Annotated in this window: 17 protein-coding genes; 9 read left to right on the forward strand and 8 right to left on the reverse strand. The window is 69.2% G+C overall.

Features of this window, described 5'->3' with window-relative positions; translation table 11 throughout:
- Positions 1 to 83: 83 nt before the first annotated feature.
- On the forward strand, positions 84 to 878 hold the full coding sequence (locus UUA_RS01950; protein WP_008433794.1) for a dienelactone hydrolase family protein: 795 nt from the start codon (positions 84 to 86) through the stop codon (positions 876 to 878).
- A 74-nt stretch (positions 879 to 952) separates the two neighbouring features.
- On the opposite strand, the gene UUA_RS01955 is transcribed toward UUA_RS01950, so the two are convergent.
- Together UUA_RS01955 and UUA_RS01960 are read right to left on the reverse strand one after the other, a co-directional pair.
- Complete coding sequence (locus tag UUA_RS01955; RefSeq protein WP_008433795.1) at positions 953 to 1,405, reverse strand: hypothetical protein; 453 nt, start codon at positions 1,403 to 1,405, stop codon at positions 953 to 955.
- A gap of 48 nt (positions 1,406 to 1,453) precedes the next feature.
- Positions 1,454 to 2,920 carry a GTPase gene (locus UUA_RS01960; protein WP_008433798.1) on the reverse strand — a complete coding sequence of 489 codons (1,467 nt, stop codon included), beginning with the start codon at positions 2,918 to 2,920 and terminating at the stop codon, positions 1,454 to 1,456.
- A gap of 159 nt (positions 2,921 to 3,079) precedes the next feature.
- Between UUA_RS01960 and UUA_RS01965 the strand changes: the two genes are divergently transcribed.
- Entirely contained in the window at positions 3,080 to 6,676 is a 3,597-nt protein-coding gene (locus UUA_RS01965; RefSeq protein WP_008433800.1) for a hybrid sensor histidine kinase/response regulator, read from the forward strand.
- Between the two features lie 57 nt (positions 6,677 to 6,733).
- Here UUA_RS01965 and UUA_RS01970 read toward each other — a convergent pair whose 3' ends face one another.
- Both UUA_RS01970 and UUA_RS01975 read right to left on the reverse strand, forming a co-directional pair.
- Positions 6,734 to 7,156 (reverse strand): DNA polymerase III subunit chi, encoded by a 423-nt coding sequence (locus UUA_RS01970; protein ID WP_008433802.1) that lies wholly within the window; start codon positions 7,154 to 7,156, stop codon positions 6,734 to 6,736.
- A 109-nt stretch (positions 7,157 to 7,265) separates the two neighbouring features.
- Positions 7,266 to 8,753 carry a leucyl aminopeptidase gene (locus UUA_RS01975; protein WP_008433804.1) on the reverse strand — a complete coding sequence of 496 codons (1,488 nt, stop codon included), beginning with the start codon at positions 8,751 to 8,753 and terminating at the stop codon, positions 7,266 to 7,268.
- 98 nt (positions 8,754 to 8,851) lie between these two features.
- Here UUA_RS01975 and lptF point away from each other — a divergent pair, with 98 nt between their 5' ends.
- The 6 genes from lptF (at position 8,852) to prmC (ending at position 17,736) form a co-directional block, all read left to right on the forward strand.
- Positions 8,852 to 9,967, forward strand: a complete 1,116-nt coding sequence (lptF, locus tag UUA_RS01980) for an LPS export ABC transporter permease LptF (RefSeq protein ID WP_008433806.1) — start codon at positions 8,852 to 8,854, stop codon at positions 9,965 to 9,967.
- Positions 9,964 to 11,064, forward strand: a complete 1,101-nt coding sequence (gene lptG / locus UUA_RS01985; protein ID WP_008433808.1) for an LPS export ABC transporter permease LptG — start codon at positions 9,964 to 9,966, stop codon at positions 11,062 to 11,064. Before lptF ends, lptG begins: the two co-directional genes overlap by 4 nt.
- A gap of 72 nt (positions 11,065 to 11,136) precedes the next feature.
- Entirely contained in the window at positions 11,137 to 12,156 is a 1,020-nt protein-coding gene (gene ltaE, locus UUA_RS01990) for a low-specificity L-threonine aldolase (protein WP_039953414.1), read from the forward strand.
- A gap of 106 nt (positions 12,157 to 12,262) precedes the next feature.
- Complete coding sequence (locus tag UUA_RS01995; RefSeq protein ID WP_008433811.1) at positions 12,263 to 12,496, forward strand: hypothetical protein; 234 nt, start codon at positions 12,263 to 12,265, stop codon at positions 12,494 to 12,496.
- Positions 12,497 to 12,797: 301 nt separating this feature from the next.
- A complete protein-coding gene (locus UUA_RS02000; RefSeq protein WP_039953413.1) occupies positions 12,798 to 16,922 on the forward strand; it encodes a hypothetical protein in 4,125 nt (1,374 codons plus the stop codon).
- Complete coding sequence (gene prmC / locus UUA_RS02005) at positions 16,915 to 17,736, forward strand: peptide chain release factor N(5)-glutamine methyltransferase (protein ID WP_008433815.1); 822 nt, start codon at positions 16,915 to 16,917, stop codon at positions 17,734 to 17,736. Before UUA_RS02000 ends, prmC begins: the two co-directional genes overlap by 8 nt.
- On the opposite strand, the gene UUA_RS19595 is transcribed toward prmC, so the two are convergent.
- From UUA_RS19595 to UUA_RS02025, 4 genes are all read right to left on the reverse strand, one after another.
- The gene (locus tag UUA_RS19595) at positions 17,684 to 18,103 is read right to left on the reverse strand and encodes an immunity protein Tsi6 family protein (RefSeq protein ID WP_161940598.1); all 420 of its coding nucleotides are present in this window, start codon (positions 18,101 to 18,103) and stop codon (positions 17,684 to 17,686) included. The two genes, prmC and UUA_RS19595, sit on opposite strands and share 53 nt — an antisense overlap.
- A gap of 42 nt (positions 18,104 to 18,145) precedes the next feature.
- Positions 18,146 to 18,454 carry a polymorphic toxin type 46 domain-containing protein gene (locus tag UUA_RS18690; protein WP_081491490.1) on the reverse strand — a complete coding sequence of 103 codons (309 nt, stop codon included), beginning with the start codon at positions 18,452 to 18,454 and terminating at the stop codon, positions 18,146 to 18,148.
- 373 nt (positions 18,455 to 18,827) lie between these two features.
- Entirely contained in the window at positions 18,828 to 20,717 is a 1,890-nt protein-coding gene (dxs, locus tag UUA_RS02020) for a 1-deoxy-D-xylulose-5-phosphate synthase (RefSeq protein WP_008433820.1), read from the reverse strand.
- A 188-nt stretch (positions 20,718 to 20,905) separates the two neighbouring features.
- Positions 20,906 to 21,511, reverse strand: a complete 606-nt coding sequence (locus UUA_RS02025; RefSeq protein WP_008433822.1) for an HNH endonuclease — start codon at positions 21,509 to 21,511, stop codon at positions 20,906 to 20,908.
- A gap of 232 nt (positions 21,512 to 21,743) precedes the next feature.
- Here UUA_RS02025 and UUA_RS02030 point away from each other — a divergent pair, with 232 nt between their 5' ends.
- Positions 21,744 to 22,535, forward strand: a complete 792-nt coding sequence (locus UUA_RS02030; protein ID WP_008433824.1) for a SapC family protein — start codon at positions 21,744 to 21,746, stop codon at positions 22,533 to 22,535.
- Positions 22,536 to 22,612: the final 77 nt, after the last annotated feature.

Below are 22,612 nucleotides of genomic sequence, written 5' to 3' on the forward strand. Positions count from 1 at the left end.
CCCACCCCAACCCTCCCCTGCGACTGAGGGGAGTCCCTTGGGGACAAGCAGGGGATGGAGTCAACGCCACCGGAGGATCGATCATGCGCATCGCCCGACTCTGCTGTCTGCTGTTGCTCGCCGGTTCAAGCCTCGCCGTCCAGGCGAAGATGGTGCATCGCCCGGTCGAATGGACGCAGGACGGCACCGGTTTCCACAGCGTTCTCGTCTACGACGACGCGTCGAATGCAAAGCGGCCGGGCCTGGTGATGGTGCCGAACTGGTATGGCGTCAACGACGCGGCCGTAAAGAAGGCCGAGATGATCGCCGGCAAGGAGTACGTGATCCTGCTCACCGACATGTACGGCGCCAACGTGCGCCCGCAGCCGGGCCATGCCGACCAGGCGCAGGCGGCGGTGAAGCCGCTGTACGGCGACCGCACGCTGATGCGCAAGCGGATCAATCTGGCGTTGGATCAGCTGAAGGCGCAGGCCGCCAGCGCGCCGCTCGACGCATCGAAGTTGGCTGCGATCGGCTTCTGCTTCGGCGGCTCGGCGGTGCTCGACCTGGCGCGCAGCGGCGCCGACGTGGCCGCGGTGGTGTCGTTCCATGGTGGTTTGGATACCGACAACCCGGCACTGGCGAAAAATATCAAGGCGCGCGTGCTGGTCATGAACGGCGCCGACGACAAGGGCACCATGCCGGACGCGGACAAGTTCATGGACGAGATGCGCATGAGCCCGGCCGATTGGCAGTTCGTGGTGCTCGGCCACGCGGTGCACTGCTTCACCGAGACCGGCGAGAACTCGCCCGGCTGCCGCTACGACGAACGTGCCGCGGCTCGCAGCTACCGCCTGATGCATGACTGGTTGCGCGCGGCGTTTGCGGGCACACCGTAGTTTTCGGGGCGCCCATTCTGCATTTATGGTTAATGTGGCTGGCATTCGCCAACGCGCCACAGGGTTGCTGCGGATCAGTCGAGCTCGCGCCAGTGCGCTGTGGAGCGGATGCAGCCGAACAATAGGTAGAGTGCGACTACGGTGAACAGGGCGATATAGGCGTAGTTGATCCAGAAAGCGATCGGCTGGAACGTCATGGAGACGAAATGTTGAAAGCTGTAGTGCCTATGGCCGAGGAGATCGGTGAAGTTGTAGCCGCGACAGCGCCTCCCTATGCATTTCACTGCACCGCACATCAGCGTCCGGTATGACACGAACGCCAACAGGCCGGCGGTCAACGATGACGCAAGCAACCCCATCAAGGCGCCACTGCGAAAGCCGACCATCACCTTGCGCTTCCATCTGTAACGGCTTCGTTCGAGAGCGATACCCGTGCCTATGGTGGCGACGCCGATGAGGATCATCACCCAGACAGGCAGCCGATCGGTGTCCAGGGCAATCTGGTAGGCATGGAAGATGTGGGCCATCTCTGGCGGAAGAGGTCTGGGCATGGGCCGTCCCTGGCTTGCAGTTGATCAGTTGCCGTCGTTGTGCTCGCGCACCGCGTTCATGGTCAGCGTGGCCAACTGGCGCAAGCGGGTGCCGCCGGTGTCGGCGAGGAGTTGCTTCAGGCGTTCGCCGGCGTCGTGCTGGTCGAGGATGTGGCGCTCGGCCAGCGAGGCGGCAAGGGCGCGGCCCATGGAGTCGAAGATCAGCGCGTAGGCGAAGGCGTGCAGCACGCCACCGCCCAGCGTGCCGAGGCCGGGGAACGCCTTCAGCGCGTTGCCGGCGACGGCCAGCACGATCGAGCTGCCGGTGCGCAGGGTGAGTTTGGCCTGTTGCACGAAATCCTCGATCTGCACCTCGCTGACTTTTACGCCGTACAGCTCGGCGAGCGCGCGGGTGAGGCCGGTAGCGAGCACGCCCTGGATCACCAGGTCGCTGCCCGGCGCCACCGCGGCCAGCGCGCCGACGATGGCGCGGCGGGCGTACTTGCGCACGATGCGCTCGGCTTCCTCGGCGCGGGTCTGCGCTTCCAGCGTGCCGGTACGCTGGTGCAGGCCGGCCAGTACGGCGTTCTCGCGCAGGTCCTCCAAGCCTGCGGCGCCGGGCGCGGTGAGCCGTTCGAGTGCCTGCAGCAACGGCTCGATCGCCGGCTTGCGCTGGCGCTCGACCGATTCGGCGCTGCCGTCGGCAAGCTGGCGCCGGTAGCGCTCACTGCCGCCGGCGCTGATCGCCAGCACCACACTGGCGACGCCGCGCGCGTGCCGGCGCAGGCGATCCAGCAGCTGACCGCGTTCCGCGTCGCTCCACTGGTCGGCCTTGTTCAGCACCAGCAGCAGCGGCTTGCCGAAGTCGGCCAGCCAGCGCAACTCGTCGGCCTGGCTGCGGTTGAGGTCGCCGGCGCAGAGGTAGACCACGGCGTGCGCGCGCAGCGCTTCCTCACGTGCCAGCGTTTCGTGCGCCTCGCCACCGACTTCGTGGCTGCCGGGCACGTCGGCCAACACCAGCGTGCGGCCGTCCGGCAGGCTGCCGTCGTAGTGACCGACGGCGCGGGTGGTGCCGCCGCGTGCGTCACTGGTGACCTGGGCGTGCGGTGCCAGCGCGCGGATCAGGCTGGACTTGCCGGTGGATATCTCGCCGAACAGCGCGACGTAGACGCGCGCGCTGGCGCGGCGGCGATCGAGCTCACCGAGTTCGGCCGCCAGCGCGCCGGTGTCGGCGCCGCGTTCGTGCAACTGGCCGATGCGCTGCTCCAGGCTGCCGCGATCGGGCACCGGCAGCGGCCGGCGCTTGCGACGTGGACGCAGCAGCCACCACAGCACGCTCAGGCCGGCCGCGGCGAAGATCAGCAGCACGCCGCCCAGCATCCACTGCAGCCACGTCGGCAAATCCAGGAAACGCTGCGCGAGCGCCAGCGCGCGTTCAGCGGCGGCGAACAGCAGCCACAGCAGCGCGGCCATGGCCAGCGCGGTGAGCAGCAATCGCAGGCGTCGGGACATGTGCGCATTCTAGCCAGCTTCCTGGCGCCGACCTTGCGCAGGCCTGTTCGCGCCCGTGACATGGTTTTGGCACTATCGTGTGCCGGAATGGGGCTTCGGCCGAGGCCGGCGCAGACTCGCAGCGCCGGATCGGGGGGACTGATGGGGAACGGATCAAGGTTGTCCGCTTGGCTGCTGGGCGTGGTCCTGGGCGCGTTGTTCGTGTCCATGCCCGCTGCCCTGGCAGAACCCGTGGTGGCGGGCACACCGGCGGCGGCTCCGTTGCCGACGCCGCAGTTCCGCCGCTACGGGACGATGGACGGTTTGCCGAGCGGCGCGATCTACGCCGTGGCACAGGATCGCAACGGCCTGATGTGGTTTGGCTCGGCCGGTGGTCTGGTGCGCTTCGACGGGGTCGGTTTCAAGGTGTTTCGGCATGCGACGGATGACCCGAACTCCTTGCCTGCCAACCCCACGTATTCCCTTCTGATCGATCGCGACAACCGGGTCTGGACCGGTGGCATTTCGACCGGGCTGACTGCCTATGACCAGAAGAGCGAGCGCTTCCGGTTGTGGACGCACGACGACAAGCAGCCGGCCAGCCTGGCCAGCGACGAAGTCTGGGGCATGGCACAGACGGCCGACGGCACGTTGTGGGTGGCCACGGAGGGCGGCCTCGATCGCCTGCGACCGGATGGAGGCGGGTTCGACCACATGCCGCTGGACGTTGGCGGTGGGAAACGCTCCGCCTCGTTCGGCCAGACGCGGGCGCTGTTTGCCGGGGCCGACGGTCGGCTGTGGATCGGTGCGGAAAGTGGCCTGTACCTGCGCGAGTCCGACGGCACGATGCACAAGGTGCCGGTGGATCCCTCGTTTCGCGGCGACCTGGGCAAGACCTGGCGCATCGACGGCGGGCACGGCGAGATCCGGGTGTCGCTGACCGGCGGTCTGCTGATCATCGGCGCCGATGGCGTGGCGCGGCCGCTGGCGAGCCGGCAGCTGTCATCGCAACGGATCATGAGCAGCACCCGCGACGCATCAGGGCGGCTGTGGATAGCCACGGCCGACGGTGTCTTTCTGGACACCGTCGACGCGAATCCTGTCGACGGGGATCATCTCGATGGACAGCTGCAGCGGATCGCTGCTCAACCGCTGTTGCAGGGTGGGCTGCCCGGTAGCAAGACGTGGCAGACGACTCTCGATGGCGAAGGTGGACTGTGGATCACCTTTGATCAATCCAGCATCGCCTACCTGCCGCCGGGATGGAGCGGGTTCTCCCGCTTTACCCACATTCCGGACGATGCCGACAGCCTGACCGGTATTGCGGCGTCGACGATTCTCATGGGCCGCGATGGCAGGTTGTGGCTGGGTGGCAACGATGGCTGGATCGACAAGCTGGATGCGGTGACCGGCCGGATACAGCATGTCGTGCAGGGCATCCAGGGGCAGATCGTGTCGCTGGCAGAGGATTCGCGTGGCCGCCTGTGGATCGACAGCCCGCCCCAGCTCCATCTGCTCGACCGGGGCAAGCTCGCTTCGATCGATCTCGGCCATGCGCGGGTGACACGGCCCGTGCTGCTCTGTGCCGGTGACGCTGGACGGATCTACGTCGCCTCATGGAATGAAGGTGTATTCGTCGTCGACCCCGACAGCCTGGCCATTGCGCCGGTGGCGATGGAGCAGGGCAGCGACGGCATCCTGCGTCCCGATCAGATCACTTTCCATGCGGGCAGTCTCTGGTATGCGAGCGAGGGCGGTTTGCTGCGGCAGGATGACAAGGACGGGAAGCTGCGTTTCGTGCCGGGCATACCGCGGCAGGAGATCGTTGCTTTCGCCTTCGATGCGACGGGCTTCTGGCTGGCCACCAGTGCTTCGGCGCTCGAACACTACCGGTATGCCGAGGGACGTGCAGTGCAGGATGACAGCATCGACTTCAGCCACGAGGAGCTCAAGTCCGATCTGCGCGACTTGCGGGTGGATCGACAAGGCCGGTTGTGGGTATTTGCCAATCCGGGCCTGTGGCTGTTCGATCAACACACGCGCCGCTTCAAGTCGTTTGGTCCGGCGCATGGTCTGTCGAATGCAAATTTCGACGGCACCGCGACCGCCATGGCGCCCGGCGGAATGATGTTTGTCGCCAGCAGCGGCGGCGTCGTGGCATTCCAGCCCGAACGGTTGCTGCAGGCGGAGAAGGCCGGCTCGTTGCCGGCGTTGTCGCTGGCGTATCTCAACGTACAACGCGCCGGCGAAGTACGCGCCATCGCCCTCGACAGCAAGGTGGTGCAACTGGGCTGGCGCGATCGTGACCTGCGCGTGGGTGTACGGCTCGCTTCGTTCATCAACCCCGCGGTCAACCGCTACCGCTTCCGGTTGCACGGGTTCGATAGCGGCTGGGTCGATGCGGGCAATCGTGCCGAGCGGGATTTTGCGGGGCTTACCGCGGGCGATTACACGCTGGAAGTGCGGGCTGCCGGTGCCGATGATCGCTGGGTCGGGCTGGCCACGCCGCTGCACATCCACGTCGAGGCGCCGCCGTGGCTGCGCTGGTGGGCGTGGGCGATCTACGTGCTGCTCGCGGCCGCGCTGGCGGGTCTGGTGCTGCGCAGCGGGCGCCGGCGCATGGCGCAGCGCCATCGCATGCAGCTGGTCGAGCAGCAGCGGCAGCTGGCCGAGGCGGCGAGCGCGGCGAAGACGCAGTTCCTGGCCACGCTGAGCCACGAGATCCGCACGCCGATGACCGGCGTGATGGGCATGGCCGAGCTGCTCTTGAGCACACCGCTGAACCGCCAGCAGCACGACTACACGCAGGCCATGCAGCGCTCCGGCGGAATGCTGCTGAAGCTGCTCAACGACGCGCTGGACCTGGCGCGGATCGAGGCCGGCAAACTGGAGCTGGAGCCGGTGCCGTTCGAGCCGCGGCAACTGCTGGAGGACGTGGCGCAGCTGGAGCAGGGCCTGGCGCACGCCAAGGGCATCCGCTTCGTGCTGGAGCTGGCCGACGACTTGCCGGCCCAACTGCTTGGCGACGCGGTGCGGATCAAGCAGATCCTGCTGAACCTGGCCAACAACGCGTTGAAGTTCACCGAGCACGGTAGCGTCACACTGAGCGCGCAGCCGCTGGCCGATGGGTTGCAGTTCAGCGTGAGCGACACCGGGCCGGGCATTCCCGAGGCCAGCCAGGCGCGCTTGTTCCAGCGCTTCGAACAGGCCGAGAGCCCGCAGCGGCGCGCCGGCAGCGGGCTGGGGCTGGCGATCTGCCGCGAGCTGGTGGACATGATGGGCGGCAGCATCGAGCTGGAATCGCGGCTGGGCCACGGCAGCACATTCCGCGTGCGGCTGCCGCTGAGCGCGCCGGCGGTGGCGCCGGCACCGGTGGAGCGGCCGAGCGGGCGGAGCTACCGGCTGCTGCTGGTGGAGGATGACACCATCGTGGCGGCGGTGATCCGCGGCCTGCTGGAGCGCGAGGGCCACGCGGTGGTGCACGTGGTGAACGGACTGGCCGCGCTGGCCGAGCTGGCGCATGCGCAGTTCGACGCGGTGCTCTTGGACCTGGACCTGCCGGGCGTCGATGGTTTCCAGGTCGCGCGGCTGATCCGCCAGCGCGAGCACGCCGGGCCGCGCCTGCCGATCGTGGCGGTGACCGCGCGCCAGGGCAGCGAGGACGAGGCGAAGGCGCGCGCGGCGGGCATGGACGGCTTCCTGCGCAAGCCGCTCAGCGGCGAGCAACTGGTGGCCGCGCTGGCGCGGGTGGTGGACGGCCCGATGATGCCAGCATGAGCGCCGGGACGGGCGCCCACCGACGCCCCGCGTCGGGAGCTTCGAACAGGCTTCGGCTCACATGTCGTACTTGTGCAGCTCGAAACCCAGCCGCTGGTACTCGCGCCAGCGCGTACGCGAGCCCTCGCGTTCGGCCGGGTCGGCGGCTACCACTTCCAGCACGCGCTGGTAGTGGCCGGCGGGGCAGTTCTCGCGCAGGTTGATCAGCAGCGGCCGGTCGGCGCTGTCCACGCCCGGCGGCGCGATCAGCACCGCGGTCTGCTCGTCGTCGTCATCGCCGGCCAGCTGGTGCGGGATCATCGCGTCGTCGTCGAACGCCCACAGCAGCTCGTCCAGCGCTTCGGCCTGGGCAAAGTCGCGAGTCAGGATCAGCGTCGGCTGCCCGCCGGCGAATGCCTTCTTCGCCAGCTCGCAGACCAGCAGCAGCGGCTGCTCGCGGAAGCGCGGCTTGTCGATCAGGTAGAAGTCGGCGCGGGGCATGCAGGTCGGCTCCGTAGGTTGGGGTGAGCGCAGCGATGCCCAACGTCGCGGTAGGCGGGAGTCTTGTTGGGGTTCGCCATGCTCACCCCAACCTACGCGGTCATCCGGTTCAAGCGCAACGGTCCATCAGCCACTGCGCCAGGAGTGCCACCGGACGGCCGGTGGCGAGGCCCTTGCGGCCTTCCTCCCAGGCGGTGCCGGCGATGTCCAGGTGGGCCCAGCGCTGGCCGTCGGTGAAGCGCGACAGGAAGCAGCCGGCGGTGATCGCGCCGGCGCTCTTGCCGCCGATGTTGGCGACGTCGGCGAAGCCGGAGTCGAGCTGCGCCTGGTAGTCGTCCCACAGCGGCAGGCGCCAGGCACGGTCGAGGGTTTCCTCGCCGGCGGCGAGCAGTTCGGCGGCGAGGTCGTCGTGCTTGCTCATCAGGCCGCTGGCGTGCTTGCCCAGCGCGATCACGCAGGCGCCGGTGAGCGTGGCGGCGTCGACCAGCGCCTGCGGCTGGTACGTCTGCGCGGTATAGGTCAGCGCGTCGCACAGGATCAGGCGGCCTTCGGCGTCGGTGTTGAGCACTTCGATGGTGAGGCCGGACAGGCTGGTCAGCACGTCGCTGGGGCGGTAGCTGTCGCCGTCGGGCATGTTCTCCACGCTGGGCACCACGCAGACCAGGTTGAGCTTCAGCCCCATCTTCACCGCGGCGACGAACGCACCGAGCACGCCGGCGGCGCCGCCCATGTCGAACTTCATCTCCTCCATGCCGGCGCCGGGTTTCAGGCTGATGCCGCCCGAGTCGAAGGTGACGCCCTTGCCGACCAGCGCGTACGGCTTGTCGCCGTCGTTGCCGCCCTTGTACTCGAGTGCGACCAGCCGCGGCTTGTTGACCGAGCCGCGCGCCACCGCGAGCAGAGAGCCGAAGCCGAGCTTCTCCATCCCGACGTGGTCGAGCACGCTGCAGCTGACCTTGTCCTGCGCGTCGGCGAAGGCCTGCGCCTGCGTGGCGATGTACGCCGGGTTGCAGATGTTTGGCGGCAGGTTGGCCAGCTCGCGCGCGAAGCGCACGCCCTCGGCGATCGCCACGGCCTGGTCCAGTCCGCCCTGCGCGTCGGCGCCGGCGGCGAAGGTGAGTGCGGCCAGTTCGGTCTGCTTGCCCTTGTCGCGCGGCTTGAAGGTGGCGGTGTAGCGGTAGGCGGCGTGGTCGCTGGCCAGCGCGGCGATGCGCACGCGCCAGGCACTGTCGCGGCCGGGCACGTCCACCTCGGTGAGGAAGGACACCGCATTCGCCACCGGCAGGCGGCCGAGCGCGCGTGCCGCCTCGATGTTCACCTTCTGGTAGCGCGCCGCGTCGAACGATTTCTGCGCGCCCAGGCCGACCACCAGCACGCGTTGCGCGGCGACGCCGGCCGGCGCGAACAGCAGCGTGGTGCTGCCGGCCTTGCCGCTGATGTCGCCGCTCTCCACCTGGCGCTTGATCGCGCCGGCGGCGGCGCTGTCCAGCTGGGCAGCCGCGCTGGTCAGCACACCCTGTTCGTACACGCCGACCAGCACGCAGGCGCTGTCGACGGTGGCGGGGGTGGCGGCGCCGAGGCTGAACTGGAGTGTCATCGGGGAGGTTCCTGCGTGGGCCCGGCAGTGGCCGGACAGGCTAGACTTGCGGTTTGCCGGCCGATCGGCCGGACCGTTCAAGCGGACAAGTTTATCGCATGCTGAGCATCCTCGACCGCTACTTCCTGCGCGAGCTGGCGCAGACCGTGGCCGCCACCGTGGTGGTGCTGCTGGTGATCGTGGCCGGCAGCGCGTTCGCCAAGGTGCTGCAGCAGGTGGCCAATGGCAGCTTCCCGGCCAGCGTGATGTTCCAGGTGCTGGGCCTGCGCACGCTCGACGGCCTCACCAACATGCTGCCGCTGGCCAGCTTCGTCGGCGTGCTGCTCGGGCTGGGCCGGATGTACCGCGAGAGCGAGATGCACGTGTTGTCCTCGTCGGGCATGGGGCCGCGCGGGTTGCTGCGGCCGATACTGATGCTCGGCGGGCTGCTGGTGGCGCTCACCGCGCTGGTCTCTCTGGGACTGGGGCCGTGGGCGGTGCGCACCAGCGACGCGCTGGTGGCCGAGGCAAACCGGTCAGTGATCGCGGCCGGGCTCGACGCCGGGCGCTTCACCGAACTGCCGGGCAAGGGCGGCATCATCTTCGTCGACAGCCTGAGCCGCGACGGCAGCAAGCTGGGGCGCACTTTCGTGGCAACCCAGAGCGAGGGCAAGGACGGCCCGCCACACCTCAAGGTGGTCAGCGCGGCCAGCGGCGAGCTGTACCAGGAGAGCAACGGCGACGGCCGCTTCATCGCGTTCAAGGACGGCTGGCAGTACGACATCCCACTGGGTGCGAACAACTGGCGGCAGATGCAGTACCGGCGCAACGACACCTCGCTGTCCAGCGTGCAGGCCAACGACGACGATGACCCGGCGCACTCCAAGAGCAGCTGGACGCTGTTCCGCTCGGACGACCCGACCGACCGTGCCGAATTCGCCTGGCGCGCCAACGCGCCACCGCTGACCTTCGTGCTGCTGCTGCTGGCCTTGCCGCTGTCGCGGCAGAGTCCGCGCGAACCGAAATACGGCCGCCTGCTGCTGGCGGTGGTCACGTTCTATCTGTATTACACGCTGCTGGCGCTGGGCCGTGCGCAGATCGGCAAGGGCCACTGGCACAGCGAGGCGCCGCTGTGGGCGCTGCATGCGCTGGTGCTGGCGCTGGCGCTGTGGATGCTGTGGAAGCAGTATTCCCCGCGCAAGCTGCGCGTGTCGTCGCCGGGTCTGCCGGCATGACGGTGTTCAACATCAAGCGGGTCGACCGGCTGGTGGCGCTGAGCGTGCTCGGCTCGATGCTGATGGTATGGCTGGTGCTGACCGGCTTCGACGCGGTGACCCAGCTGCTGCGCCAGCTCGGCAACGTCGGCAAGCATGGCTACACGCTGAGCAATGCGGTGGCCTATGTGCTGGTGACCTTCCCGCGGCGCGCCTACGAGATGTTCGGCAACGCCGCGCTGATCGGCGGCCTGCTCGGCCTGGGCGGGCTGGCCGGCACCGGCGAACTCACCGCCTTGCGCGCGGCGGGCATGTCGCGCCTGCGCATCGCCGGCTCGGCGGCAGGCGTGGTCGCGGTGCTGATCGTCGGCGTGGTGATCATGGGCGAGACGCTGGCGCCGTGGGGCGACCAGCAGGCGCAGGCGATGCAGCTGCGCGCGAAGACCGGCAGCCTCGGCATGGGCACCAGTAGCGGGCTGTGGGCGCGCGACGGCGTCGACGTGATCAACGCCCGCGGCACCTCGCTGAAGCAGCGCGACGGCGTCGGCGTGGTGCAGTTGAGCGACGTGCGCGTGTTCACCTTCGGTGCGGACGGCAAGCTCAGCCGCTTCGTGTGGGGCAGGACCGCCGAGCACAACGGCAAGCAATGGGTGCTGCACGACGCGCGCGTCACCACGCTGGACGCGCAGGGTACCCATGCCAGCACGGCGGCCGCGCTGCCGTGGCAGTCCAGCCTCGATCCGCAGGTGCTGGCGCAGTCGGTGATCCAGCCGCAATACCTCTCCATGCGCGACCTGCGCCGCAACATGGACTACCTCGAAGGCAACGGCCAGAGCCCCGGCGTCTACGCGGTGGCGTTCTGGGGGCGCGCACTGTATCCGCTCAACGTGCTGGTGCTGGTGCTGTGCGCGATGCCGTTCGCGTTCGGTTCGCTGCGCTCCGGCGGGCTGGGCAAGCGCATGTTCATTGGCATCCTGCTCGCGCTCGGCTGGTACTTCCTGCAGCAGGCGATGGTCAACTTCGGCACCGTGTACGGCATGCCGCCGCTGGTGGCGAACCTGCTGCCGGCGCTGATCCTGGTGGCCGCCGCCTGGTTGTACTTCCGCCGCCGCGTCTGAAAACAGCCGGGCTTGTCCGTCGCGCCCGTTGCGGCCAAGCTGGCTGCCCTGGCCGGAAACGAGGAGTGCACCGTGGAATGGGTTGATCTGCGCAGCGATACGGTAACGCGCCCCACCGCCGCCATGCGCGAAGCGATGCTGATGGCCGATGTCGGCGACGACGTCTACGGCGAGGACCCCACCGTCAACGCGCTGCAGCAGCACCTCGCCGACGAGCTCGGCTTCGACGCCGGCCTGTTCGTGCCCAGCGGCACCCAGTCCAACCTGCTGGCGCTGATGAGCCACTGCGAGCGCGGCGACGAATACCTGGTCGGCGCGGATGCGCACACCTACAAGTTCGAGGGCGGCGGCGCGGCGGTGCTCGGCTCGATCCAGCCGCAGCCGATCGTGCAGGCGGCCGACGGCAGCCTGCCGCTGGAGCGCATCGAGGCGGCGATCAAGCCGGTCGACCCGCACTTCGCGCGTACCCGCGTGCTGGCGCTGGAGAACACCTGGCATGGTCGCGTGCTGCCGCTGGACTACCTGCAGGCGGCCCACGACACGGCACGCGCGCATGGACTTGGCCTGCACCTGGACGGCGCGCGGCTGTTCAACGCCGCGGTGGCGGGCGGCGTGCCTGCGCGCGAGATCGCGCGGCACTTCGACACGGTGTCGATATGCCTGTCCAAGGGTCTCGGCGCACCGGTCGGTTCGGTGCTGCTCGGTTCACACGCGCTGATCGACAAGGCGCGCCGCTGGCGCAAGGTCACCGGCGGCGGCTGGCGCCAGGCCGGCATGCTCGCCGCTGCGGGCCAGTACGCGCTGGATCACCACGTGGCGCGGCTGGCCGACGACCACCGCCGCGCCGCCTACCTCGCCGGCCGCCTGCGCGAGATCGCCGGCGTCGACCTGCTCGGCCAGTACACCAACATGGTGTTCGTCGATGTGCCCGCCGGCCGCCTGCGCGAATTGGACGTCCATCTGCGCGAGGCGCGCATCCGCATCAGTATCGGCTACCTGCCCACGCTGCGCCTGGTGACCCACCTGGACATCGACGACGACGGCATCGAGCGCACGGTTGCAGCCTTCGCGGCGTTCTTCGGGCACGGCTGAGCGGAGGCGCGGGTCGCCGCGGAAGGAACCGCGCGGTGGTGTCGAATCCGCGAGGCTCCGTTCGTCGGCTCCGGGCCAGCCCGGTCTGAACAGTGAGGAATGGACCGTGCGCAAATTGGCCTCCCAACTGTTCATCTCCCTCGATGGCGTTGTCGAGGCGCCCGACCGGTACTTCCGCGAGGATCTGTACCAGGACCTTTCGCTGTTCGACGACGAAACGGCGGCCGGACAGGGGCGTCGGCCGTTGTCCCGGGAAGGCGAGCCCATCCAGCTCGGCCTGCAGTCGGCGCGAACCACGCCGCGCGGGTTGCAGTATCCGGTGTTCCGGCTGCGTACCTGACCGCCGCTACGCGCCGTACCCGCTTCCCGTGGCGGCTGCCATCGAACGGCCGGTTCAATGCCGCAGGCCGGGTGCATCACTTTGTCGATCGCCGCCGTCGCGGGATGGTGGGATGCATGTGGGTCACCGCGCAGGGTGCATCCGCTGTATGGCGCGACCCGGCAACCCCGTTGCACTCCCTGCGGCGTTGAACCGGTGATGGCGCGCACCGGCGATGGGCCGTTGCCGGACGCGGTCCGGCTGTGCGTCCGCGAGGTTCCACTTACACTGTGCCGGCCACACGGCACCAGGGGAGAAACGCATGCTCGCTCGAACACTCGGAATGCTGGGCCTGTGGTGGCTGCTGGCGGCGCCGCTGCCGGCACAGGAGGTGCCGTCGGTGCTGCGCGACTGGCAGGGCTGGGTGCTGCACGACGTGCCGCAGCACGATTGCCCATGGCTTGCCAGCCAGGCGCCGGACGCCGGCGGCAACCGCCAATGCGCCTGGCCCGGTCGGCTGCTGCTGGCGGCGGATCGGGACGGTGGCCGCTTCGCATTGAACGTGCACGTGGACGCGCCGAGCTGGGTGGCGCTGCCCGGCGACACGCGGAGCTGGCCGCAGCAGGTCAGCGCGAACAGCCAACCGGCCACCGTGCTGCAGCGAGATGATCAGCCGATGGTGTGGCTGGCGCCCGGCGACTACCAGTTGCGCGGCACGCTGCCGTGGGCATCGCGACCGGCGCGCCTGCGCGTGCCCGCTGCGATCGGGCTGGTGGCGCTGAGCGTCGATGGCGCGGCGGTGACGCGCATCGAGCGCAACGGCGAACAACTCACGCTGGGCGAGGCTGCCGCCGCGCAGCGTGCCGCCGACGCACTGTCGCTGCGTGTGTACCGCCGCCTCGCCGATGGCTTGCCCGCCACGCTGGAAACGCGGTTGCAGTTCAACGTTGCCGGCAGTGCGCGCGAGCAGGCTTTCGGGCCGGTGTTGCCGGAGGGTTTCATGGCCACCGCCCTGGCCGGCGAGCTGCCCGCGCGGCTGGACAACGACGGCCGGCTGCGCGTGCAGCTGCGGCCGGGCCAGTGGACGGTCACGCTGGAGGCGCGCAGCCTCGCGCCGCTGGCGAAGGTGGCGCTGGGGCTGCCGGCCGCGCCATGGCCGCGGCAGGAGATCTGGAGCTACGCCGACGATCCCGCGTTGCGCAACACCCGCGTGGAAGGCCGCGCCACCGACGCGGCGCAGGCCGGGGTGCCGGGCGAATGGCGCGAGCTGCCGGCGTTCGTGCTGGACGACGGCGCTGGCCTGGCGATCGAGCAGGGTGCGCGCGGCGACGAGGGAGGCAAGGGCGAGCAGCTGCACCTGCAACGCCAACTGTGGCTGGATTTCGATGGCACCGGTCTCAGCGTGGCCGACCGGCTCAGCGGCGAGCTGGGTCATCGCCAGCGTCTCGACGTGGCGGCGCCCTGGCAATTGCAGCGGGCCAGCCAGGGCGGCGAGCCGCTGCTGGTCAGCCAGGGCGAGGGCGGTCGCAGCGGCGTCGAACTGCGCGAGCAGCGGATCGACCTCGACGCCGGCCTGCGCCTGCCCACGCGCCGCGGTGCGATCCCCAGCGCCGGCTGGCAGCTGCCGCTGGAAAGCATCGACGCCATCTTGCATCTGCCGCGCGGCTACCGCCTGCTCGGGGCGACCGGGGTGGACCGCTCACCCGATTCGTGGGTAGCGCGGTGGAGCCTGCTCGACCTGTTCGTGGTGGCGCTGATTGCGCTGCTGGCCGGTCGCCTGCTCAGCTGGCGGTGGGCGCTGCCGGCCGCCGGCTATCTCGTGCTGGCGCAGCATGAGGCCACCGCGCCGCTGTGGACGCTGGCGGTGACGCTGGCGCTGGCCCTGCTGCTGCGCGCCCTGCCGGAAGGACGGTTGCGCATGGCCGCGCGCGCCGGTGCGCTGGCCACCTTCGCGCTGGCGGTGCTGTGGACCCTGCCGTTCGCTGCGGCGCAGTTGCGGTACGCGCTGCATCCGCAGCTGGAAGGCAGCAATCAGGTCCGCGTCGTCTCGGCGGGTTTTGCCCCGCAGGCCGCGCAGGAGGAGATGGCGACCGGTGCCCCCCCGAGGGCCGTTGTCCAGATGGCGCCGTCGCCCGCACCCGCTGCGCCGGCGGCAGACGACGCGGTGATACGCGCAGCCGCGGAGGTATCGCGCGCTGAATCGAAGGCGACCCTGGAGGCGGTGACCGTGACGGGTGCGAGCCTGTCGTCGCTGAAACATCCCAGCGATGTGGTCGACAGCCGCAGCGTGACCCAGGCCGGCGCCGGCACGCCGCACTGGGACCAGGGCAACAATTATCGGCTCGGCTGGTCCGGCCCGGTGACCGCACAGCAGAGTACGCATCTGGTGGTCGCGCCGACCTGGCTGGTGCGGCTGCTGCGGGTGCTCATGGTGGGGCTGCTGGCGCTGCTGCTGGCGAAACTGGTGCCGTTGCTGCTGACGCCGCTGCGCGGTCGCTGGCGCGACTGGCGCGGTGGCGGTGCGGCGAGCGCCGCCTTGCTGGCCATCGCACTGCTGCCTGCCGGGGCGCGCGCGCAGAACCTGCCCAGCCCGGATCTGCTGATCCAGCTGCGCAATCGACTCACCGAGGCGCCGAAGTGCGCACCTGCCTGCGCTGCCGTGGCGCAGGCACAACTGCAGGGGAGCGGCGATACGCTGGCCGTGGAGCTGGAAGCGCACATCGGCACGGCGGTCGCGGTGCCACTGCCACAGGCCGACGACGCGCTGCAGCTGCTCGACGTCGGCGTGGACGGGCATGCCAACGCGCCGCTGGGCCGCCGCAGCGACCAGCTGCTGCTGCGGCTGGAACGCGGCGTGCACCGGATCAGCCTGCGCTACCGCATCGGCATGGCCGACAGCGCCAGCCTGCGCTTCGCGCTGCGCCCGCAGCGCATCGCGTTCAGCGGCCAGGGCTGGTCGCTGGCCGGGGTCGATGACGGCCGGCTGCTGGGCGACAGCATCGCCTTGCAGCGCCTGCGCACGGCCAGCGACGGCAAGCAGCTGCCGCCCGCGCAGAGTTTCCCGCCGTACGTGCGGCTGACCCGCCGCCTGCAGCTGGGCGTGGACTGGACCGTCGAGAGCACGGTCGAGCGGATCGCCCCGCAGGACGGCGGCTTCAGCGTCGCGCTGCCGCTGCTGCCTGGCGAGCATCCGCTGGGCGATGGCGTGCTGGTGAAGGACGGCCGCATCGGTATCACCTTCAACGCGAACAGCAGCGAGGCGAGCTGGAGCAGCCGGCTCGATCATGCGACGACCCTGGCGCTCAAGGCGCCGGCGCTGGGCGAGCGCGCGGAGGTATGGGAAATCCATGCCGCGCCGATGTGGCACGTGGAGGCGAAGGGCGTGCCGACCAGCGCCAGCGACGACGGGCTGCTGTACCAGCCGCTGCCCGGCGAAAAGTTGCAGCTGGCCTTCAGTCAGCCGGCGGCGATCACCGGCGACAGCCTGGCGTTCGACGGCGTGCAGATCACCAGCCGCGCCGGCGAGCGCGCCATCGAAACCTCGCTGGACCTGCGTGCACGCAGCACCCGCGGCGGCGAGCACGCGATCGGCCTGCCGGCCGGTGCCGAATTGCTCGATGCGCAGCGTGATGGCGAGCCGGTCAATCTGGCGCTGCGCGACGGCAAGCTCAGCCTGCCGCTGCTGCCTGGCGAACACGGCTACGCGCTGCGCCTGCGCGAGCCGTACGGCGTCGCCGCGCGCACACGCACGCCATCGTTCGCGCTGCATGCACCGGTGGCGAACATCGACCTTGCGTTGCAGCTGCCGCAGGACCGCTGGGTGTTGTGGACGTGGGGGCCGGCCAGCGGGCCGGCGGTGCTGTACTGGTCGCAACTGGCGGTGTTGCTGCTGGCCGCCTGGCTGCTGGCGCGCTACGCGCCGACGCCGCTGCGTTTCCGCCACTGGCTGCTGCTCGGGCTGGGTTTCTCCGCGTTCGCCTGGAGCGCCTATGCGCTGGTGGTGGTGTGGCTGATCCTGCTCGGCCTGCGCGCACGCGGCACGCCGTCGGAACGACCGGGCGATACCGCGTTCAACCTGATGCAGCTGGGCCTCGCGCTGCTCACCCTGCTGGCGCTGGTGGTGCTGGTCGGTGCGGTGCCGAAGGGTCTGCTCGGGCTGCCGGACATGCACGTGGCCGGCAACGCTTCCAGTGCGTGGAACCTGCGCTGGTTCGCTGACCAGAGCGCCGGCACGCTACCGGTTGCCGGCGTGTTCAGCGTCCCGCTGTGGGTGTACAAGCTGGCCATGCTGGCCTGGGCGCTGTGGCTGGCCTGGTCGCTGATCGACTGGCTGCGCTGGGCGTTCGAGGCGTGGACGCACGGCGGCTACTGGCGCAAGCGCGCGCCCAAGCCAGGCGCGCCGCCGCCGCAGCTGCCGCGCCCGACGACGGAGCCACCGCATGCCTGACCTGCGCGCCATGCTGGCCGCCGCCGTGGCGCGCCTCGGCGAGCGCGCCGACGCCGAAGCGCTGCTGCTGCACGTGCTGCAGCAGCCACGCAGCTGGCTGTTCGCGCATGCCGACGACGTGCCGGATATGGACGTCCAGACGGCTTATGCCGCCCTGGTCGAACGCCGCGCCGCGGGCGAGCCGGTGGCCTATATCACCGGCCGGCGCGGCTTCTGGTCGCTAGAGCTGGAAGTGACGCCCGCTACGCTGATCCCGCGTCCGGAAACCGAGCTGCTGGTCGAATTGGCGCTGCAGCGCCTGCCGTCGGTCGCCGCCTGCAACGTGGCCGACCTCGGCACCGGCAGCGGTGCGGTCGCGCTGGCCATCGCGCGCGAGCGACCACGCGCCCGGGTGGTCGCCACCGACGCCAGCGCCGCCGCACTCGCTGTCGCCCAGCGCAATGCGCAGCGCCTTGGCCTCGGCAACGTGGCCTTCGTGCACGGCGACTGGCTGGCCCCGCTGGCCGGCCAGCACTTCGACCTGATCGTCTCCAACCCCCCCTACATCGAGGCCGCCGACCCGCACCTGGCGCAAGGCGACCTGCGCTTCGAGCCGCCCGCAGCGCTCGCCTCTGGCCCAGACGGCCTCGACGCCATTCGCCGCATCGTGCGCAACGCCCGCACCCATCTGCATCCCGATGCCTGGCTGCTGTTCGAGCACGGCTGGAACCAGGGCCTGGCGGCCCGCGTGCTGCTCGCCGAGGCTGGCTACGCCGAGGTATTCACGGCGCAGGATCTGGAGTCGCGCGATCGGGTGAGTGGCGGACGGTGCTGATGACTGGCCCCGTCGTCAGAAGGAGCCCATTTGGGCACCTGTTTTTGCAAGTTTCCGTTTTCAGGGCACCTGGCCACGGCCGGCATACTTCGCAGCGGGCATGCTTGAAATCTTGGTCGGCATCCGTGAGCGCATTGGCAAACTCGGGATCCATGGCATCGAGTTCCTTTGCTGCCATGAAGCCTATATCAACCCACTCACGTTCCGGTGCGGCTGGCAGGTAGGGATGACCCAGTTCCACCAGCATGCGGGTGAGCTGCTCGTTGCCGTGGATATAGACACCGTAGCCCTGGTTTTCCGGCATACGTGCAGTGAGTAGTGTCAGTGCCTTCCTGACTGAACATACTGCCTCGTCCCGGTCGATCATGGGTCGACCCCATAGCGTCGAAAGCGCTACCGCACGCACTCATCATTTGGGTACCGTTGCCCTGCGTAGCGACTGGCCGCCCGGGATGGACCACGTATCGTTGACTGCCGCGGCCGTGGACTTCAAAACTTCGACCGCGCTGTTAGCGAGGTGCGTCGTAGCTATCTTGTCAACAAGCGTCCCGTTAGCGGGATTCAGTGCGATGGGTGAAATGCCAAGCTGTTGCGATGCTGTTCCGGGGAATGCGTAACAGTTGCCTTGAGGTGCGCCTGGCATCTGCCACTGCACGACCTTGGTGCCTTTGGGTAGCGGCACTACTTCAGCGGGTTGATTGAAGTCGATGCCAGCCATGCCCAGTAGTCGCGGGGATCCAGTAGACCGCCAGGCCCTCGGAAAGCCTGATGGCTTGCCGCACGCTGTCAGCGCGAGCCGAGAGCAGCCTTGCCTCGCCGCAGATGCCGGTGGTGTGGCGGTCGGCCCAGTGTTCCAGTTGCTGCCACGGGTCGAGCATCCCGCCCATCGACACCGCCGACACTTCCTGCCCACGTGATTCTCGTGCCAGGGCGGCAAGGTGACCCGGCAGCGTTGGCAGATGCTCCGCCGCTGTTCACGGAAAGGATGCAGGTCGATGGCGCTGCCGCCATCCCGCCTTTGCCTCCGCCGCGTCGCGTCGCGGGGGCGTGGTCGCGCGGGCAGCCGGTGTGCCCGCCGGCCCGGTGACGGGTCAGGCGCTGACCTGGCTCAGCACCCCCGCCTGCGGGAAACGTGCACGGATGGCGTGGCGGATGCCCGGCAGATCGAGGCCGGCCATGCTCAGCACTTCCTCGCGGCTGCCGTGCTCGAGGTAGGCATCCGGCAGGCCCAGGTGCAGCATCGGCAGCACGATGCCGTGCGCGGTCAGGCATTCGGCCACGGCGGAGCCGGCGCCGCCGGCGATCGCGTTGTCTTCCAGCGTGACGAAGCCGTCGTGGGTCTTCGCCAGTTCCACGATCAGGGCTTCGTCCAGCGGCTTCACGAAGCGCATGTTGACCAGGGTGGCGCCGAGCTCGGCGGCGATCGCGGCGGCCGGCGCCAGCATGGCGCCGAAGCTGAGCAGGGCCAGGCCGCGGCCGCGCCGGCGCAGCTCGGCCTTGCCGATCGGCAGTGTGTCGAGTTGCTGGTGGATCGCGGCGCCGGGGCCGGTGCCGCGCGGGTAGCGGATGGCGGCGGGGCCGTGGTGGTGGAAACCGGTGCTCAGCATCATGCGGCACTCGTTCTCGTCGGCCGGCGCCATGATGACCATGTTCGGCAGGCAGCGCAGGTAGGTCAGGTCGAAGCTGCCCGAATGGGTGGCGCCGTCCGGGCCGACCACGCCGGCGCGGTCGATGGCGAAAGTGACGTCGAGATTCTGCAGCGCCACGTCGTGGATCGCCTGGTCGTAGGCGCGCTGCAGGAAGGTGGAGTAGATCGCCACCACGGGTTTGGCCCCTTCGCAGGCCATGCCGGCGGCCAGCGTCACGGCGTGCTGCTCGGCGATCGCCACGTCGAAGTAGCGCTCGGGGTATTCCTTCGAGAATTGCACCAGGCCGGAGCCCTCGCGCATCGCCGGGGTGATGCCGAGCAGGCGCTCGTCGGCGGCAGCCTGGTCGCATAGCCAGTCGCTGAAGATGTCGGTGTAGGTGGGCCTGGCCGGTGCGGGTTTCTTGACCACGCCGGCTTCGGGGTCGAACGGACCGACCGCGTGGTATTCGATCTGCGCCTGCTCGGCCGGGGCATAGCCTTTGCCCTTGGTGGTGATCACGTGCAGCAGCTGCGGGCCGGGCAGGTTCTTCACCGTGCGCAGCGCCTGCAGCAGTTGCGGGATGTTGTGGCCGTCGATCGGGCCGGTGTAGTGGAAGCCCAGCTCCTCGAACAGCGTGGAGGGCACGAACATGCCCTTGGTGTGTTCTTCCCAACGCTTGAACCAGCGGCCGGCGAAGGACTGCTTCGGGATCGCCCGCTTGGCCCGCTCGCGCACCGCATTGAGCCGCCGGCTGGCCATCGCGCGCGCCATCATCTTGGTCAGCGCACCGACGTTCTCGCTGATCGACATGCCGTTGTCGTTGAACACCACCAGCATGTCCGGCTCGACGTCGCCGCCGTGGTTGAGCGCCTCGAAAGCCATGCCGGCGGTCATCGCGCCATCGCCGATCACCGCCACCACCTTGCGGTGGTCGCCCTTGCGCTGCGCGGCGATCGCCATGCCGAGCGCGGCCGAGATCGAGGTGGACGAATGGCCGACGCCGAAGGTGTCGTACTCACTTTCCTCGCGGCGCGGGAACGGCGCCAGGCCGTCCTTCTTCTTGATCGTGGTGATGCGGTCGCGGCGCCCGGTGAGGATCTTGTGCGGGTAGCACTGGTGGCCGACGTCCCACACCAGGCGGTCGTGCGGGGTGTCGAATTCGTGGTGCAGCGCCACGGTGAGTTCGACCACGCCCAGACCGGCGCCGAAGTGGCCGCCGGAGCTGGCCACCGCCTCGATCAGGTACTGGCGCAGCTCGTCGGCGACGGCGGGCAGCTCCTCGTCGCTCACGCGGCGCAGGTCGGCCGGCGTCCCGATCGGCGCCAGGTGGGGATAGTGGGAAAGGTCGTTCATCCGCGTATTGTTGGTCCAGCGGCGGGTCGGGGCAAGGGCGAAACCATGAAGAAGGCCTGTCCATGGCGGCCGAAGGCCCGTAAATCCGGCATGCAGCGGCCGTCGCGTGCTCCGCGCCCATGCCCGGGGGGCGACGAGATCAATCGAAAGCCGCGGGAAAACCGCGGCGCGCGCGTCGGCGCGTGTGCCTAGGCGGCTTCCACCAGCGGCCGGCGGTCGCGCGGCAGCCGGCTGACCAGGAACTCCATCTGGTCGGCCAGGATGTTGCGGTTGGACAGGATCAGGTGCTCGACCCAGCTCGGCCGGTACGGTACCGCCAGCAGCGGCATGTTGGCCTCCTGCGGGGTGCGATTGCTCTTCTTCAGGTTGCACGCGAGGCACGCGCTGACCACGTTTTCCCATTCGTCCTTGCCGCGCTTGGAGATCGGCAACACGTGGTCGCGGGTCAGCTCGGCGCGGGTGAAATGGTCGCCGCAGTACAGGCAGATGTGGCGGTCGCGCGCGAACAGGGCGGTGTTGGTCAGCGCTGGCGCCGGGTCGATCGCATGCTCCCGGCAGTGGCCGGTGCTGGCGATGATGGGGTGCAGGCGCAGCAGGCTCTGCGCGCCGAGTAGACGGTTGTGGCCGCCATGCACGGTGAGGCAGGGGTCGCCCAGGGTCCAGGCGACCGCGTCACGGACATACAGGCAAACCGCCTCCTGCCAGCTGATCCAGTCGAGGATGCGGCCGGCGGCGTCCAGTGACAATACGCGGGTCGCATGGAGGTCGGCCCGACTTGGCACTTCCATCAGCATGTAAATCGTCCTTCAGCCAGGGCGTCGAAAGAGCGTTTCGGCAATGCGGGAATGGTGGTCCGGGATCAGCATAGAACAATTCCATTGCAATTCGCATGCAAATGGTGCAACGGCGCCACGCGCGGGGCAGTCGCCGTGGTCGGCGGGCGCTGATATGATCGCCAGTCAACACAGACCTGACGCCGGGTTTGGTAGGGGCGCTTGGTGGTGACCCGGCACGGCGTGGGCAGAGGTGGACAACGTGGCTGAAGTTCTTTTCTACGAGCAACCGGTACCGCTCAATCGCGTCGAGCACAAGGACCTGCGCATGAAGGCCGTGCCGAACGTGAAGTTCGCCATGAGTGCGCATTCCGTGCCGTTGACCGGCGTGGAGTTCGGCATCGCCGCGCGCGACCTGCTGATCGTGTTCGCCGGCACCAGCGTCGCCGACGCCGGCCCGGTGGCCCTGCTCGGCCTGCGCCAGAACGAAAACCTGTACGTCGACGCGAACGGCCAGTGGGCGCCGGATACCTACGTTCCCGCCTTCGTGCGCCGCTACCCGTTCGTGCTGGCCGAGAAGCCGGCCGGGCAGGAAGGCGACGACTTCACCGTGTTCCTCGATGAACGCTACGAGGGCTTCAACACCAGCGAAGGCCAGCGCCTGTTCAAGGAAGACGGCACCGACAGCGAACTGCTGGCCAATGCCGTGGGTTTCCTCGGTGACTTCCAGCAGAACGTGGCGCGCACCAAGTGGTTCATGGAACAGCTGAACAAGCATGACCTGCTGGAGCCGCGCACCGTGCAGCTGCAGAAGGAAGGCAAGGACGGCGGGCAGGGCAAGTCGATCAACCTCAACGGCATGTTCGTGGTCAACGAGGCCAAGCTGCGCGAGCTGGACGAGAAGACCGCCCAGGAGTTCCTGCGCGAAGGCATGCTGGGCTGGATCTATGCACACCTGCTGTCGCTGACCAACATCGACCGTCTGGCCCACCGGCTGGACCTGCGCGAGCAGGCAGAGGCGGCCGCCAGCACGCTCACGAACTGACCATGCCGTTGCTGGTGTTCGCAAGGAAGCCGCCTCCGGGCGGCTTCTTTCGTTGGCGGCTCAGAGCTTGTGAAGAA

Source organism: Rhodanobacter thiooxydans LCS2, assembly GCF_000264375.1.
Lineage (GTDB): Bacteria > Pseudomonadota > Gammaproteobacteria > Xanthomonadales > Rhodanobacteraceae > Rhodanobacter > Rhodanobacter thiooxydans.

What these genes read in the sequence shown, in the direction of transcription:
- UUA_RS01950 (WP_008433794.1), top strand. Translation starts at nt 84, where the DNA reads ATGCGCATCGCCCGACTCTGCTGTCTGCTGTTGCTCGCCGGTTCAAGC.
- UUA_RS01955 (WP_008433795.1), bottom strand. Translation starts at nt 1,405, where the DNA reads ATGGCCCACATCTTCCATGCCTACCAGATTGCCCTGGACACCGATCGG.
- UUA_RS01960 (WP_008433798.1), bottom strand. Translation starts at nt 2,920, where the DNA reads ATGTCCCGACGCCTGCGATTGCTGCTCACCGCGCTGGCCATGGCCGCG.
- UUA_RS01970 (WP_008433802.1), bottom strand. Translation starts at nt 7,156, where the DNA reads ATGCCCCGCGCCGACTTCTACCTGATCGACAAGCCGCGCTTCCGCGAG.
- UUA_RS01975 (WP_008433804.1), bottom strand. Translation starts at nt 8,753, where the DNA reads ATGACACTCCAGTTCAGCCTCGGCGCCGCCACCCCCGCCACCGTCGAC.
- lptF (WP_008433806.1), top strand. Translation starts at nt 8,852, where the DNA reads ATGCTGAGCATCCTCGACCGCTACTTCCTGCGCGAGCTGGCGCAGACC.
- lptG (WP_008433808.1), top strand. Translation starts at nt 9,964, where the DNA reads ATGACGGTGTTCAACATCAAGCGGGTCGACCGGCTGGTGGCGCTGAGC.
- UUA_RS02000 (WP_039953413.1), top strand. Translation starts at nt 12,798, where the DNA reads ATGCTCGCTCGAACACTCGGAATGCTGGGCCTGTGGTGGCTGCTGGCG.
- prmC (WP_008433815.1), top strand. Translation starts at nt 16,915, where the DNA reads ATGCCTGACCTGCGCGCCATGCTGGCCGCCGCCGTGGCGCGCCTCGGC.
- UUA_RS19595 (WP_161940598.1), bottom strand. Translation starts at nt 18,103, where the DNA reads ATGATCGACCGGGACGAGGCAGTATGTTCAGTCAGGAAGGCACTGACA.
- UUA_RS18690 (WP_081491490.1), bottom strand. Translation starts at nt 18,454, where the DNA reads ATGGCTGGCATCGACTTCAATCAACCCGCTGAAGTAGTGCCGCTACCC.
- dxs (WP_008433820.1), bottom strand. Translation starts at nt 20,717, where the DNA reads ATGAACGACCTTTCCCACTATCCCCACCTGGCGCCGATCGGGACGCCG.
- UUA_RS02025 (WP_008433822.1), bottom strand. Translation starts at nt 21,511, where the DNA reads ATGCTGATGGAAGTGCCAAGTCGGGCCGACCTCCATGCGACCCGCGTA.